Genomic DNA, 13703 nt, shown 5'->3' on the forward strand with positions numbered 1-13703 from the left:
GGATCGGTTGCCAGATGCGTTGATCGCACCTTGTTCAGAATAGAATTTCGCGGGGTGTGTAGACCTTGAGAAGCATGGCAAAGAGGCCATACATCACCGCCAGATAGACCACTGTGATGATCGCGCGCCGGACCCATGTCCTGACCTCGCGATGGGGGGCCGGGTCATAGAGCGATAGCAATGTGAAAAAGGCAATGGCACCTGCGGTGTAGAACCCCAGTGCCTTGGCGGCCCAGAACACATAGACCAGCGCAATCACCAGACCTGGCAGTAGATTGGCCATGTCATGCGTGCCCAAGCCGAGTCCCACCTTGGTCCAACCGAGTAGTGCTTTGAAGAAAGTCCAAAGCGCCAGAACAACAAACACGGTCGAGATCAGCCGCGGGAACAAAAACGCCTCGGACGGTTGCTGCGTATAGCTGATCCATGCGACCCAAACCCCAACAGCGGCGACAAGCCCGGATGCACAAACATGTTGCAGACGCGGAAGGCTTGAGGTGCTCATCCCATGATCTCCTCTTTTGAGATGTACCGGCGGGTCCGCAACTCCATCCATACCGAGTAGAGGATCGAGGCAATCACCACCGCGATAAGGACAATATTCAGCGTGCCGGTCAGGAAGTAGGTGCCAAGCCCGTCAGTGGCACCGGCTATCATGCTGCCCTGAATGAAATTGGCCTCGGCAATGGGGCCAAGGATCAGCCCTAGCACCAGCGGCGCAGCGGAAAACCCGAACCGTTCCAGAAAATACATCATCACCCCTAGCGTCGCCATCACATAGACATCACCCATCGACGACTGGACCGAATAGCTGCCGAACACCGCAAGTCCCAGCACAACGGCGGCCATGACGCTCTGGGGTACCTGAGCGATCCGCGCGGCCAAGCCCGACACATAGAGGCCGAAGATGCACATCAGAACCTGCCCGATCAGCATCGAATTGATGAAGGTCCAGGCCACGTCTGGATGGTTGTCAAACAGATCGGTGCCCGGGAAAATTCCATGGATCAGAAGGCCGCCCAAAAGCACCGCCGCCGTTGGCGAGCCCGGGATCGACAGAGTCAGCAGTGGAACCAGACTGGGACCGACCATGGCATTGTTGGCGGCTTCCGCAGCGATAACGCCTTCGGAATGGCCCTTGCCGAATTTCTCGCGCTCGGGGCTGAACTTCTTGGTCTGGTCATAGGCGACAAGACCCGCAATCTGCCCGCCCACACCGGGGATCAGACCGATGAACGAGCCGGTAACGGTGCCGATCGTCAGGGCGCGTGGCCGGCGAACCAGCTCGCGGATAGCGTCCTTGATCGAATGTTTCTCGACTTCGATAACCTCCGCCGCTGACGAAGTGCGTCCCTTGGCAAACATGGTCAGTACCTGCGGGATGGCAAACAAGCCGATTAGTGCTGCGATAATGTTGATGCCGCCACCAAGGGCTGGGTGAAAGATGAACCGCTGCGCTCCCATGATGTCGTCGAACCCGATCGTGGCCAGCCACAACCCGATACACCCCGATAGTAGCCCCTTGACCACCGAAGCGCTATCCAGCGACCCAATCACGGTCACGCCCAGGATCGCGAGCCAGAACAGGTGGCTGGGACCAAACGCCAAAGCCCATTGCGACAGAACCGGTGTCAGGAAAATGAGTAACAGCACACCGATGACGCCGCCAACGGCTGAAGCCAGAAAGCTAAGTTGCAAAGCCCGCGCGCCTTTGCCCTGCTTTGCCATCGTGTGCCCGTCCAGCGTTGTCGCAATATTGGCCGGTGCCCCCGGGATCTTGAGTAGGATGGCGCTGACTGCACCGCCCGCGACAGTCGAAGTATAGGCGGCACCAAGAAGGATCAGGCCCTGCACCGGCTGGAGATGGAATGTAAACGGAATAAGCAGCGCAACGGCCATGGTCGGTGACAGCCCTGGCGTGGCGCCAAGAAGTAGCCCCCCAATTGTGCCCAAAAGCAAAAGCCCGAACGACACAGGCGAGAACACGTCCCCGAAGTAATACAGAAATTCCAAGTCGATATCCCGTCTCTCGTCACCGATTGACATAAAAGCCTAGGTGATGAAAATAGTTTTGCAAATGTTTTCATTTTTGTGCACATTTGATGGATTAAATGACTGATAAAAAACAAAATAAACCGGATATTGTAGATGTTGCACGTATTGCGCGCGTGTCGATTTCAACCGTGTCCCGCAGCTACAATCACCCCGAGCTGGTCAAGCCTGCGACTCGGAAAAAGATCGAGCGCGCGGTGCAGAAACTGGGCTATATCCGCAACCGGGCGGCACAGGTCATGCATGGTCGGCGAAGTGGGACGATCGGCCTTGTCGTGCCCACAATCGACAACGCGATTTTTGCCGAACTGATTCAATCCTTTTCCGACAAACTAGACCAACATGGGTTTACCATGCTGATTGCGTCACACGGGTTCGATCTGGATCGTGAGTATAAAATGCTGCGCAAGCTGTTGGAACATCGTGTGGATGGGCTGGCGGTGATCGGGCTGGAACACTCGGATCCCACCTATCAGTTGATCGAACAGCAGAATATCCCAACGGTTGCGATCTGGAACTACAACGATTCCTCGGCCCTGTCCTGTATCGGCGTGGACAACGCAGAGGCCGGCAGGCTGGCCGCGCGCCATCTGATTTCGCTTGGACACCGCAAGATTGGTCTTGTATTTCCAGACCCCTCGGGAAATGACCGTGCCTACGATCGACTGAACGGCGCTGTGTCTGAGTTTCGAACCGCAGGTATCGAAATCCCCGAAAACTGGCGGCTGGAGGCCCCCTATAGCGTCCGGGAGGCAAAACGCGCCAGCATTCTGTTACTTGAACAGGGGCATAGACCAACTGCCATTCTCTGCGGCAATGACATTATCGCGCAGGGTGTCCTTTATGCCAGCAACCATTTGAGCCTGAAAGTGCCTGATGACTTATCGATTATGGGCATCGGGGACTTCAAGGGGTCGGCTGAGGTAGAGCCGTCTCTGTCTACAATCAGGATACCGGCCAAACGGATCGGGCTTATGGCGGCGGAATTGATTTCAGATACAATTGCAGGACAGCACCCTGATATCACAGCGATGAAGCTTGAGCTCCGCGTTATGGCTCGACACTCCACATCACGACTTTGAGAAGTTCAATGGCTGTGATTACTTATCTCCAAGCGACAGCTGCGTTCACGACGAATTTCAAATGTCCGCATTGACCAAGATGACATTGAAACTTTGCATCCGCAGCGAATGACTGCTTGCCGAAAAGCGGACCTTCGCCACCTAGCAGCGATGCGGAAAGGGGGGCTCTTTCTGAGGTAGTCTGCCCTTCGCGTCAGCGAACAGTCACAGCCCAAATCAGACCTTCAAAACCACGTTCTGCAATTTCAGCTTTGCGAGACAGAGTGTGAATTCGCTGCGGTGGTCAGAACATCTGTCTTCGGGTTTTGAACGGTCGCGGAACTATTGTTCACAGTCCAAAGCGTTCCGGATGTCGTTCAAAATCTTAACTGTTTGTGTTTATTCTTTCAGAGTACGACGCCCGTTCACCCGTGTCTTGATCCGGCTCAATCCGACCGGTGTCACTCCCAGATACCGTGCAATATCGTTTTGCGTCACTTTGTCGAGAAGCGCAGGTGTATTTGTAAGCAGCCGCCTGTAGCGTTCCTCGGCTGAAAGGCATAGCAATTCGTACTCGCGCAATTCCTTGCGTATGCCAAAGCTTAAAAGGAAGTCGACCATCGCCTTAGATAGTTCGATATTTGCGCAGCTGGCCTCGTAAAGGTCTGAAAACTCCAGCGCGATAAGCTCGCTTTGCTCCACGCAAACCAGGCTGAAAGTACAGCTTTCCTTCTGATATCCCGCAGCAAGGCTGCCGATCTTTCCACCAGGCATGATGAATGATTTGATGTTCTCCTTGCCGTCCTCCGACAGGTAGTAGGCCTTCAACAGACCGCTTCTCACTATGTACAGCGACGAGTCCTGATCACCTTGACGGAACAGATGGTCACCTGCGTCCTTATTGAGTGGCCGACCGCTGGCTGCGATAAAGTCAGAGATATTCATACGTTTTAACCCGCGCTTATTTCAGAAATCCGTCGTCCGCCTAGTGTGTGCTCAATTCACGAGTACACGGGATTATGACATGGAAATCCGAAACAAGCATATTATCATCACCGGTGGCGCATCGGGCCTCGGGCTCGAATTGCTGCGCAAGCTGGTGGCAGATAACCAGATCTCGTCATCGCGAGGCGGTCCTGCAGCCTGATCGCCTTGCTGACGTCCTCACCGATGTGGCAATATATGAGGCCGATCTTGCAGATGTGAGCGCTGTGGAAAGAGCCACCGAGGCGCTCGTGAAAGCCGGCCCTCCCATCGATTTTCTGATCAATAATGCGGCAGTGCAGAACACGCGCCGTTTCACAGACGTTGATTTCCGTTATTAGATCATCCGGCGGGAAATCGACATCAATTTCACCTCGATATGCGCGCTCGTCCATCTCCTTTTGCCCAGCTTGATGCAGTCTGAGCCTTCTATCTGCGCAATTGTCGCGCTGAACGCTGTGTTGAGGCCATCCTGGATGGCATTCAAACGGCGCAGAGGAGGACAGAATGCCAGAGCGCAGGAAATGAGAGGTGCGCCACACCAACGATAAGCGGCCGCTCATGCATTGGACAGCATTCGATACGTTGGGCTCTTTGCAGACATCGGCAACGTATCAGCGGTTGAACTTGACCGCGATCATGCATGCGGCTAATGCCCGCGCTATGGAAAAACAAAAGAAACCCTCGCGTCAGCAAGTCTACACACTGTTGGTTCAGATTGGCCGCAAAGAGGGCGACGGCCTGCCCGAGGGTGCGACAGGGGCGGCTTTGATGTGTTTTGCCAGCGGTGTGGATGAGGCCGAGGCCGTGCGTGAAACTGTGGCTATTCTGAAGCAGGCCGATACTGCGCCGTTGGATGTCACCGGCTATGGAACACTGGCGGAGCGTGAGGAGCAGGGGCATGAGATCGATCCGGATGAGCGCGGTCTAATGCAGCGCGCATTGGATGAAAACTCAGTTATAGTCGCGCAGATGACACCGTTTTTCGGAGACGAGGCCAAGGCCTAGTTCCGGTTGCCGAACCACTTGCGGTAAATCTCGTCATAGGTGCCGTCCTCGCGCAAGGCGAGCAGTGCCTGGTTCACATCTTCCACCAGGGGTGAGCCGCTTGGGAAGGCCATGCCGTAATTCTCTCTCAGGAAAACCCCGCCGGTCATCGTGGCCATCTGGCGGCCTTCATGGGCTGCAAAATAGGACAGGATCGGTGCATCAAAGACCACCGCGTCCAGGTCTTCGGCCTTGAACGCGTTCAACATTTCATCGAGCCCAGGATAGCCAGAGAATTCTATTTCGCGACGGTTCAGGAAGCTGGCAGCAGTTGATCCCGAAATTGTACCGACATTCTTGCCATATAGATCATTTACCGAGTTCACATTGCCTGTGATCGCATCGACCGTCATGACCGAGGTGATGCGCGCCGTAAACACCGATACGATAAACAGGGACGATACAACCAGTACAACGCCGAGCAGCCGGCCAAAGGGAGTGCGTGGCATCCGCTCTTCAAAACCACCATTCACAACCAGGTTGAGCGCCCACCAGAAAGATGGAAACCAGGCTTCGTTCAGATTGCGGTCGAAATAGGGTTGGGCGCGGCGTTCGAACCCCCACATCATCATGCCGCCGCCCAACAAGATCGCAAAGGCCAGGCCGATGGCGATGAACAACTCTCGAGACAGCAGCGCCTGCAGCAAGGATGGGCGCCGCGCGGCATCCGATGGCACCATGATCTGCAGCCCGGCCTCAAAAATCGGCTGAGTGAAATCCATCTGTGTTTCACGTTTGGCCGTGATCGAGATATTGGCAATCGCCATATCCGCGGATCCATCCTGAACCGCGTTCAGCATCTCGGCAAAGGACCCCACGCGATTGACCGAGTAGTCCCAATTTAAGGACTCGGCGAGGGCGCTCAGCAGATCAATTGAGAAACCAGTATCTGCTCCGTCTTCAACATAGGAAAACGGGGGGCGGGACACAGTTGTAACCGTTAAGGACTGAGCCAGGCTTTGCTGTGCGAGAACGGCGAAAGTCAGGCAGATCAATCCGAAGAGTGAGCGCTTCATATTCATATGACCTGTTTCGCGGCGCTCTAGCGCGATTACGTGGCGACGGGCAAGGTCGCCTGTAAGTTAAGTTTCATGTTTTCTGGGCGTCTCAGTGCGAGACACCAGAAGAATGGCGATGTGAAATTTAGTGAATGGGGTTGGCAAATCGGCCAATTCGTTGAATCTGTGTGTGTTCCCGAGCGCTGATAACTTTGAGAGGACCTAAATGACCGACCCAGTTCAATTGACGGCGGACCTGATCCGTTGCCCATCGGTCACACCAGAAGAGGGTGGTGCTTTGGTCTTGCTTGCGTCGGTTTTGACCAATGCGGGCTTTGAATGCGCGCGCGTGGATCGTGGTGGCATCTGCAACCTGTTCGCACGTTGGGGACAAAAAGCCCATGCACGTAGCTTTGGGTTCAATGGCCACACAGATGTCGTGCCGGTGGGGGATAAGGCCGCATGGACCACGCCGCCGTTCGGGGCCGAAATCCGAAATGGCGTGATGTATGGCCGCGGGGCCACGGACATGAAATCGGGGGTCGCGGCCTTCGTTGCGGCTGCCATGGATTTTGTCAGCGATACACCACCGGACGGCGCCATCATCCTGACCATCACCGGAGACGAAGAAGCGGATGCGTTGGACGGAACAACGGCCCTGTTGGACTATATGGCCGATGCCGGGGAGCGCATGTCTGTTTGCCTTGTGGGCGAGCCCACATGTCCGAACGAAATGGGAGAGATGATCAAAATCGGACGGCGCGGTTCGATGACCGCCTGGTTTACGATCACCGGGGTGCAGGGGCACTCGGCATATCCACATCGCGCAAAAAACCCGCTGCCTGCTATGGCGCGACTGATGGATCGGCTGGCCAGCCACGAGTTGGATCAAGGAACTTCGCATTTTGATGCATCGACACTTGCCGTCGTGACGATTGACACCGGAAATACCGCGAACAACGTCATTCCGGCTCAGTGTACTGGCACGGTTAACATTCGCTTTAACGACATGCATTCCGGTGCCAGTCTCAGTGACTGGCTGCAGCGCGAGGCCGATCAGGTGGCCACCACTTACGGTGTCGAGGTTGAAGCCAGAATCAAAATCTCGGGCGAAAGCTTTCTGACCCCGCCGGGGCCATTGTCGGACCTGGTCGCGAAATCTGTAGAAGCGGAAACCTGTGTGAAGCCCGAGTTGTCGACAACAGGTGGAACATCGGATGCTCGGTTCGTGAAGAACCATTGCCCGGTGGTGGAATTTGGGTTGGTTGGCCGCACGATGCATCAAGTCGATGAATGCGTAGAGGTCGCGCAGATCGAGCAGTTAAAGGCCATCTATACACGGATTTTGACAGAATATTTTGCCTGAATCATGCAACGTACATTGATTATCATGATCAAAGAACCCCGTCCGGGCCGGGTCAAAACGCGGCTTGGGCGCGATATTGGCATGGTTGGTGCGGCGTGGTGGTTTCGGCATCAGACACGATCGTTGATCCGACGTTTGCGTGACCCTCGATGGCGGATTGTGCTGGCCGTATCACCAGATCGGGAAGGGCTGAACAGCCGGATCTGGCCAGCTGACCTGACACGAACGCCGCAGGGACGCGGCGATCTTGGCGCCAGAATGGGACGGTTGCTTTGGTCGACGCCGAAAGGGCCGGTTTGCCTGATTGGCGCGGACATTCCAGGTATCACACGCGGGCACGTGGCGCGGGCTTTTCACGTGTTGGGCAGATCTCAGATGGTGTTTGGCCCCGCGCCGGATGGCGGATATTGGCTGGTCGGTGCGCAGCGATATGGCGCGTTGTCGCCGGCGCTGTTCGAGGGTGTGAGGTGGTCTACCAAGCATGCGCTAGCAGACACGCTGGCTTCCGTTTCGGGATACCGAATTACACTGTTGGACAATCTGCGTGACGTTGATACCGTGGCCGATCTGCCAAGCTGACCCAAATCGCCGTTTTTTGGTCATGACGCGGTCGCACGCCCGTGTTAGGCCGAAGATATGACTCGCATCCCCACCAAGCAGGAGGTCCTGGACTGGATCTCGGCAAACCCCACCCTGACTTCGAAACGCGATATCGCTAAGGCTTTTGGCATCAAAGGCGCGGCTCGGATCGATTTGAAGCGTATCCTGCGCGAGCTGGAGGCCGAGGGGCATCTGGAAAAGCGCAATCGCAGCTACCGCGATCCTGACCGGTTGCCACCTGTCAGCGTTTTACAGGTGAAAGCGCCCAATTCGGACGGCGATCTGTTTGCCCGGCCGTTGGAATGGCATGGCGAAGGGGTGGAACCCATTGTCCTGATCATCCCGCGGGCCAGCGATCCAGCTTTGGGCGAAGGTGATCGCATTCTGGCCCGGCTAACCGTGGTGCATGAGGAAGACCATAATTACGAAGCCCGCCTGATCCGCCGCATTGGATCCAACCCGCGCCGCGTTGTGGGGATCTTCCGCAAAGGGGCCGAAGGTGGCCGGATCGTGCCCATTGACAAGGCGGGCCAGACCGAGTGGCTGGTGCAAGATGGCGCAGATCACGGTGCCAAAGATGGGGAGCTGGTCGAGGCTGAGCAGGCCGGACCGAAGACCCGTATGGGCCTGCCCCGCGCGCGCATAGTCGAGCGTCTGGGCGACCCGTCTGCACCCAAGGCGGTTTCGCTGATTGCCATTCATCAACACGGAATTCCTGATGACTTCCCGGACAAGGTGATCGAAGAGGCCGACAAGGCCAGACCTGTTGGACTGAAAGGGCGCGAAGATCTGCGCGACATGCCGTTGCTGACCATCGATCCGTCTGATGCGCGTGATCATGATGATGCGTGCTACGCACACGAAGATGACGACCTCAAAAACCCGGGCGGGCATGTGATCTGGGTCGCGATTGCAGATGTCGCCGCCTATGTTCAGCCCGGCACGGCGCTGGACCGCGAGGCGCTTAAACGCGGAAACTCCAGCTATTTCCCGGATCGAGTTGTGCCAATGCTGCCGGATCGGCTGTCCGGGGACCTGTGTTCACTGCACGAAGGCGTACCAAGGGCTTGTATCGCGGTGCGGATACAAATCGATGCAGACGGGAATAAGATCGGCCATCGCTTTGTGCGCGGTTTAATGCGGTCTGCGGCGTCCCTGCACTATGCCGAAGTGCAAGAGGCCATCGATGGCTCTGTGAACGACAAGACAGGGCCGTTGTTAGGGCCGGTTCTGAAGCCGCTCTACGCCGCCTATGCAGCGCTGAAAAAGGCGCGGGCGGAACGTCAACCGCTGGATCTCGACCTGCCGGAACGCAAGATAATCCTCAGTGACAAGGGCGAAGTGCAAAGCGTTGCTTTTCGGGATCGTTTAGATGCGCATCGGCTGATCGAAGAATTCATGATCCTGGCCAATGTCGCGGCGGCGGAAACCCTGATTGCCAAACGTCGTCCACTGCTGTTCCGCGTGCACGACGAACCTGCGCCTGAAAAACTGGAAAGCCTTCGTGAAACCGCGCAGGCCGCCGGTCTAAACCTGGCCAAGGGGCAGGTGCTGCAAACCCGTCATCTGAACGCACTGCTGAATGCTGCAGCTGGCACCGAGGATGCCGAGTTGATCAACCTGAGCACGCTGCGCTCGATGGCCCAGGCCTACTACAACCCTGAAAACTTCGGCCACTTTGGCTTGGCACTGCGGAACTATGCGCATTTTACCTCGCCAATTCGTCGTTACGCGGACCTGATCGTTCACCGCGCGCTGATTACTGCCCATAACTGGGGCAATGACGGGCTGACCGAGGAAGAGATTGACCGACTGGAAGAGACCGCCACCCATATCTCGGACACAGAACGCCGTTCCATGATGGCTGAACGGGATACCACAGATCGATACCTTGCCGCCTATCTCAGCGAACGTGTTGGCAACGAGTTCTCCGGACGGATCAGCGGCATTGCCCGGTTTGGGGCATTTGTGAAGATGGATGAAACCGGGGCGGATGGGCTGGTTCCCGTACGATCGCTGGGGCGCGAGTTTTTCCATTTCGACCAAGAGGCGGGCACGTTGATGGGCTCAGACACTGGCTTGATCATTGCGATCGGGCAGCGTGTCACCGTCCGCTTGACCGAGGCAACACCCGTGACAGGCGGCTTGGAACTGGAATTATTATCCATCGACGATCAGGCCCTGCCACGTGGGCGCGGGACGGGCAAAAAGCCCACGCGCCGGAAAGCAGTCAGCACGAAACGCAAGAAAGACAAGATCAAACGCAAGATCGAACGTAAGCGCCGTCAGAGGTGATAGGTCAAAGCCCGTGCGATCAACCATCCATGGCGGGTTTCGTCGATCTGATCGGGTGAGCCGAACAGAACCGCCCGGTTGCCGTCGATCCGATCTTCGCCGGGAAAGGTCGTTGTGAAATCGCCCATCAATCGGCTTTGGCAGTGCACGAACAGTGCAAACTGGGCCGATTTGTGCCCACCCAGCCGAATTGTTGATCCTTTTGGCGCCAGATACGCCGGTTGCCCCCACCGCAATGCCTCCTGCAGCGGCTGAGCGGTGGGCAAAGATGCCGCTGTTTCCAGTATCAGTTCCCGCAGTTTCAGGACACCGGTTCGCGTATCCTGCGGCAGCGCGTCAAACGCTGCCGCAACGGCTGGATCTTCTATCTGTCTCATGTCAGCGGCAATGCCTCTTCCACCCGATCCACGTAGCTGTTGAGTAGAGTATCCTGTTTGATGCGTTGCGTCAGCGGGGTATCGACGGGTGTTGCTCGCATTGCAGCCAACATCGGGCCAACGCTCATGTCGGCAGAGGTCGGCTGGGTGCCCATCAGGAAGGGCGATTGCCATAGATAGGCCGAGATCGCCTCAAGGTCGCGCTCTACCCGGTCCAGTCGTTCCGGCAGTGAAAACCGGCCGATCCCTTGCGAATTGATCCCTTTCAGCACCGCTTTTCTGATCGAACTGGATACTGGTTTGCGGATAAGCGCCGGAATTCCAGTAAAAAACGTCTCACGCAGGATTGGCCACACCTCGTCATTGCCCCAGCGGTCCAGCACGATGTGAAAATATAGGTGTTCTTCAGCCGTGCGAACCAAGGTCCGGGATTGCGCCTTTTGAATGTCCGTGAGGCCTTTATCAAAGTCCGCCCCCTGTTGTTCTAACCATGTACGGATCATGTCGCTGTCAGGGACCAGCCGCTCTGGGGTGCGCAGCACCGGCAATTTCTGATGCGGCATCTTGCGCGGATCAAGCATGTCAGACCGCCGCCAGGCTTGTCCTGACTGCCGCAGCATGAACGCGCTTTTGACGCAAAATGGGCTGGCACTGAACAGGCCGAAGGCAGAGGGGTAAGTGAGAAGGGTCAGCATGTTTCGCTCCATCTTTTGGGATGGCTGATAGGTATCTTGCACTGATGACAATTCCTGTCATCAGGGTTAGGTTAGGATGTGTTATGTCCCGCACTGCTCGCCTGTTCCAATTGATGCAAGCCCTGCGCTCTGGTCCGTCGCCAAAAACGTCGATTCAGCTGGCACAGGATCTGGGTGTTTCTGCCCGCACGATCCATCGGGATGTCGATGCGCTGCGTGGCTTGGGGGCTGTCATTGACGGTGAAGCGGGGTTTGGATTTACCCTGATCGAAGACGCCACGCTGCCACCATTGGGATTTACAGATAATGAGCTGGAGGCATTGGTCCTGGGCCTGCGCGAGGTTCAGGTGATCGGTGATCCTGCCTTATCGGAAGCTGCCAGTGCAGCGCTGCACAAATTACAGGGTCGCCTTCCGCAGCGACAGTCCCATAGGTTGAGCCACGCGGTGTTGGCCGCTACGCGATTCAATAGACCGCCAGCCCCGACGATTGAAGTCGCTGCGTTACGCCAAGCGACCTGGGATGAACGCACGATCGAGTTCTCGTATACGGACGCAAAAGGAAGCGACACGCGTCGGTGCGCGAACCCGTTGAGTATCGTTTACATGGATCGTTCGAACGTATTGCTAAGCTGGTGCCATCTCAGGCAGGATTTTCGTGTCTTTCGTCTGGACCGTATGCACGAGATGTTGGTTACAGATCAAAGCTTTCGACCAAACCGGGTGCCGATGTTGCGCGATGCGTTAGAGCGTATCCGCGCAAACCACACGGCGAAGGAAAACGATTCGCAAGGTTGAGTGCTTTGTGATTTTCCGATTTTGCGCTATCCTACGGTTGAGCAGTAAACAGGAAAAATCCGGAATGCGTAAATGCGTAGGCGGCGTTATGACCGTGGCATTGTGGGCATCCATCTTACAGGCGGAAACCACAGACAATAGTCTGGGGCCCGAAACCGGGCCTTTGGACAAAACGATACAACTTGCATCTGCGGACGTTACCGTCTCGGTGCGACCGATACCCCGACCGACAGCTGAGGTGTTGCGCGTGTCGACAGAAGGCAATGCACGGTTTGAGGCCTGGTTGGGGTCTTTCCAAAAACGGGCAAGTCAGCAGGGTGTCTCGCAGGCAACTCTTGTCAGGGCTTTGTCCAACGTAACCTATGACAAGGACGTCATAAAACGCGACCGCAATCAGGCCGAATTCTCAAAACCGATCTGGGAATATCTGGATTCAGCAGTCTCTGACACCCGGATTTCCAATGGACGTGAGTCTCTGGACCGGTATCGTCAGATACTGGAACAGATAGAAGCCCAATACGGGGTCGAAAAAGAGGTTGTCACAGCTATTTGGGGGCTGGAAACTGCATTCGGATCATACCGGGGAAACAACCAAACCATCCGCTCTCTGGCGACATTGGCATTTGACGCACGGCGGGCGCAGTTCTTTGAAACCCAGCTGATCGCGGCATTGCAGATCATCCAGTCAGGTGATGTCAGTGCCGGAAACATGGTCGGCAGCTGGGCCGGAGCGATGGGGCATACGCAGTTTATGCCGACTTCGTATCTAGATCATGCCGTAGATTTCGATGGGGACGGCCGGCGGGATATCTGGTCCGATGATCCGACGGATGCGCTGGCTTCAGCAGCGGCGTATCTGGTGCGGCACGGGTGGACCAAAGGCCAGCCATGGGGTGTTGAAGTGAACCTGCCGGAAGGGTTCGACTTTTCGTCAGCCAAGCGCGAATTCACTCTGATGCCGTCCGAATGGGCCGCGCAGGGCGTGGTGGCGCCGGATGGCGCTCCGGTGCCAGACTATGGGCAGGCCGCAATTTTGCTTCCGGCAGGCGGGCAAGGTGTTGCATTGATGATTTTCGAAAATTTCAAGGTGATCGAGGCATACAATGGGGCGGATGCCTATGTTATCGGTATTGGCCATTTGTCTGACCGATTGGCCGGGCGCGGCGCGTTTCGATCTGATTGGCCGCGCGGTGATCGGGTATTGAGTTTCACCGAGCGTAAAGAGTTGCAGACACGCCTGACACAAGCTGGATTTGATACGCAATCAATTGACGGGCGCATTGGGCCAAACACAATCGACGCGTTACGCGCCTATCAAGTGGCGCAGGGTTTGCCACCAGATGGTTATGCCACCCTTCAGCTGTTGGAGCGTTTGCGGTAAAAGATAAGGGGCGGTCTTGTTGACCGCCCCTTGTGTTTCGATGCTTCGGC

At 56.4% G+C, this 13703-nt stretch carries 14 protein-coding genes; 8 read left to right on the top strand and 6 right to left on the bottom strand.

The genetic code is table 11. From position 1 onward, the window contains the following. Positions 1–34: 34 nt before the first annotated feature. On the bottom strand, positions 35–505 hold the full coding sequence (locus ACR0BU_RS16395) for a tripartite tricarboxylate transporter TctB family protein (protein WP_480738123.1): 471 nt from the start codon (positions 503–505) through the stop codon (positions 35–37). Continuing rightward, the gene (locus ACR0BU_RS16400) at positions 502–2013 is read right to left on the bottom strand and encodes a tripartite tricarboxylate transporter permease (RefSeq protein WP_480738122.1); all 1512 of its coding nucleotides are present in this window, start codon (positions 2011–2013) and stop codon (positions 502–504) included. Before ACR0BU_RS16400 ends, ACR0BU_RS16395 begins: the two co-directional genes overlap by 4 nt. A gap of 98 nt (positions 2014–2111) precedes the next feature. Here ACR0BU_RS16400 and ACR0BU_RS16405 point away from each other — a divergent pair, with 98 nt between their 5' ends. Beyond that, positions 2112–3134: a LacI family DNA-binding transcriptional regulator gene (locus ACR0BU_RS16405; protein WP_480738121.1), complete on the top strand. Its 1023-nt coding sequence runs from the start codon at positions 2112–2114 to the stop codon at positions 3132–3134. A gap of 378 nt (positions 3135–3512) precedes the next feature. On the opposite strand, the gene ACR0BU_RS16410 is transcribed toward ACR0BU_RS16405, so the two are convergent. Further along, positions 3513–4058: a Crp/Fnr family transcriptional regulator gene (locus ACR0BU_RS16410; RefSeq protein ID WP_480738120.1), complete on the bottom strand. Its 546-nt coding sequence runs from the start codon at positions 4056–4058 to the stop codon at positions 3513–3515. A gap of 79 nt (positions 4059–4137) precedes the next feature. Between ACR0BU_RS16410 and ACR0BU_RS16415 the strand changes: the two genes are divergently transcribed. Next, positions 4138–4260 (top strand): hypothetical protein, encoded by a 123-nt coding sequence (locus ACR0BU_RS16415; protein WP_480738119.1) that lies wholly within the window; start codon positions 4138–4140, stop codon positions 4258–4260. Between the two features lie 500 nt (positions 4261–4760). Further along, entirely contained in the window at positions 4761–5105 is a 345-nt protein-coding gene (locus ACR0BU_RS16420) for a hypothetical protein (RefSeq protein ID WP_299082149.1), read from the top strand. Here the strand turns inward: ACR0BU_RS16420 and ACR0BU_RS16425 are convergent. After that, positions 5102–6160 (bottom strand): transporter substrate-binding domain-containing protein, encoded by a 1059-nt coding sequence (locus ACR0BU_RS16425; RefSeq protein WP_298937391.1) that lies wholly within the window; start codon positions 6158–6160, stop codon positions 5102–5104. The genes ACR0BU_RS16420 and ACR0BU_RS16425 overlap by 4 nt on opposite strands. A 208-nt stretch (positions 6161–6368) precedes the next feature. Here ACR0BU_RS16425 and dapE point away from each other — a divergent pair, with 208 nt between their 5' ends. The 3 genes from dapE to rnr are packed head-to-tail and all read left to right on the top strand — an operon-like array spanning position 6369 to position 10403. After that, complete coding sequence (gene dapE / locus ACR0BU_RS16430) at positions 6369–7508, top strand: succinyl-diaminopimelate desuccinylase (protein ID WP_480738118.1); 1140 nt, start codon at positions 6369–6371, stop codon at positions 7506–7508. Positions 7509–7511: 3 nt separating this feature from the next. Next, the gene (locus tag ACR0BU_RS16435) at positions 7512–8087 is read left to right on the top strand and encodes a TIGR04282 family arsenosugar biosynthesis glycosyltransferase (RefSeq protein WP_480738117.1); all 576 of its coding nucleotides are present in this window, start codon (positions 7512–7514) and stop codon (positions 8085–8087) included. A gap of 57 nt (positions 8088–8144) precedes the next feature. Next, entirely contained in the window at positions 8145–10403 is a 2259-nt protein-coding gene (rnr, locus tag ACR0BU_RS16440) for a ribonuclease R (protein ID WP_480738116.1), read from the top strand. On the opposite strand, the gene ACR0BU_RS16445 is transcribed toward rnr, so the two are convergent. Together ACR0BU_RS16445 and ACR0BU_RS16450 are read right to left on the bottom strand one after the other, a co-directional pair. Continuing rightward, a complete protein-coding gene (locus tag ACR0BU_RS16445) occupies positions 10394–10780 on the bottom strand; it encodes a DUF1801 domain-containing protein (RefSeq protein ID WP_298937387.1) in 387 nt (128 codons plus the stop codon). The genes rnr and ACR0BU_RS16445 overlap by 10 nt on opposite strands. After that, on the bottom strand, positions 10777–11475 hold the full coding sequence (locus ACR0BU_RS16450) for a glutathione S-transferase family protein (protein ID WP_480738115.1): 699 nt from the start codon (positions 11473–11475) through the stop codon (positions 10777–10779). Before ACR0BU_RS16450 ends, ACR0BU_RS16445 begins: the two co-directional genes overlap by 4 nt. A gap of 83 nt (positions 11476–11558) precedes the next feature. On the opposite strand from ACR0BU_RS16450, the gene ACR0BU_RS16455 reads away from it, so the two are divergent. Beyond that, complete coding sequence (locus ACR0BU_RS16455; RefSeq protein WP_480738114.1) at positions 11559–12272, top strand: helix-turn-helix transcriptional regulator; 714 nt, start codon at positions 11559–11561, stop codon at positions 12270–12272. A 64-nt stretch (positions 12273–12336) separates the two neighbouring features. Continuing rightward, complete coding sequence (locus tag ACR0BU_RS16460; protein ID WP_480738113.1) at positions 12337–13653, top strand: lytic murein transglycosylase; 1317 nt, start codon at positions 12337–12339, stop codon at positions 13651–13653. The last annotated feature ends 50 nt before the right edge of the window (positions 13654–13703 follow it).

The organism is Ruegeria sp. CK2 (assembly GCF_056536585.1).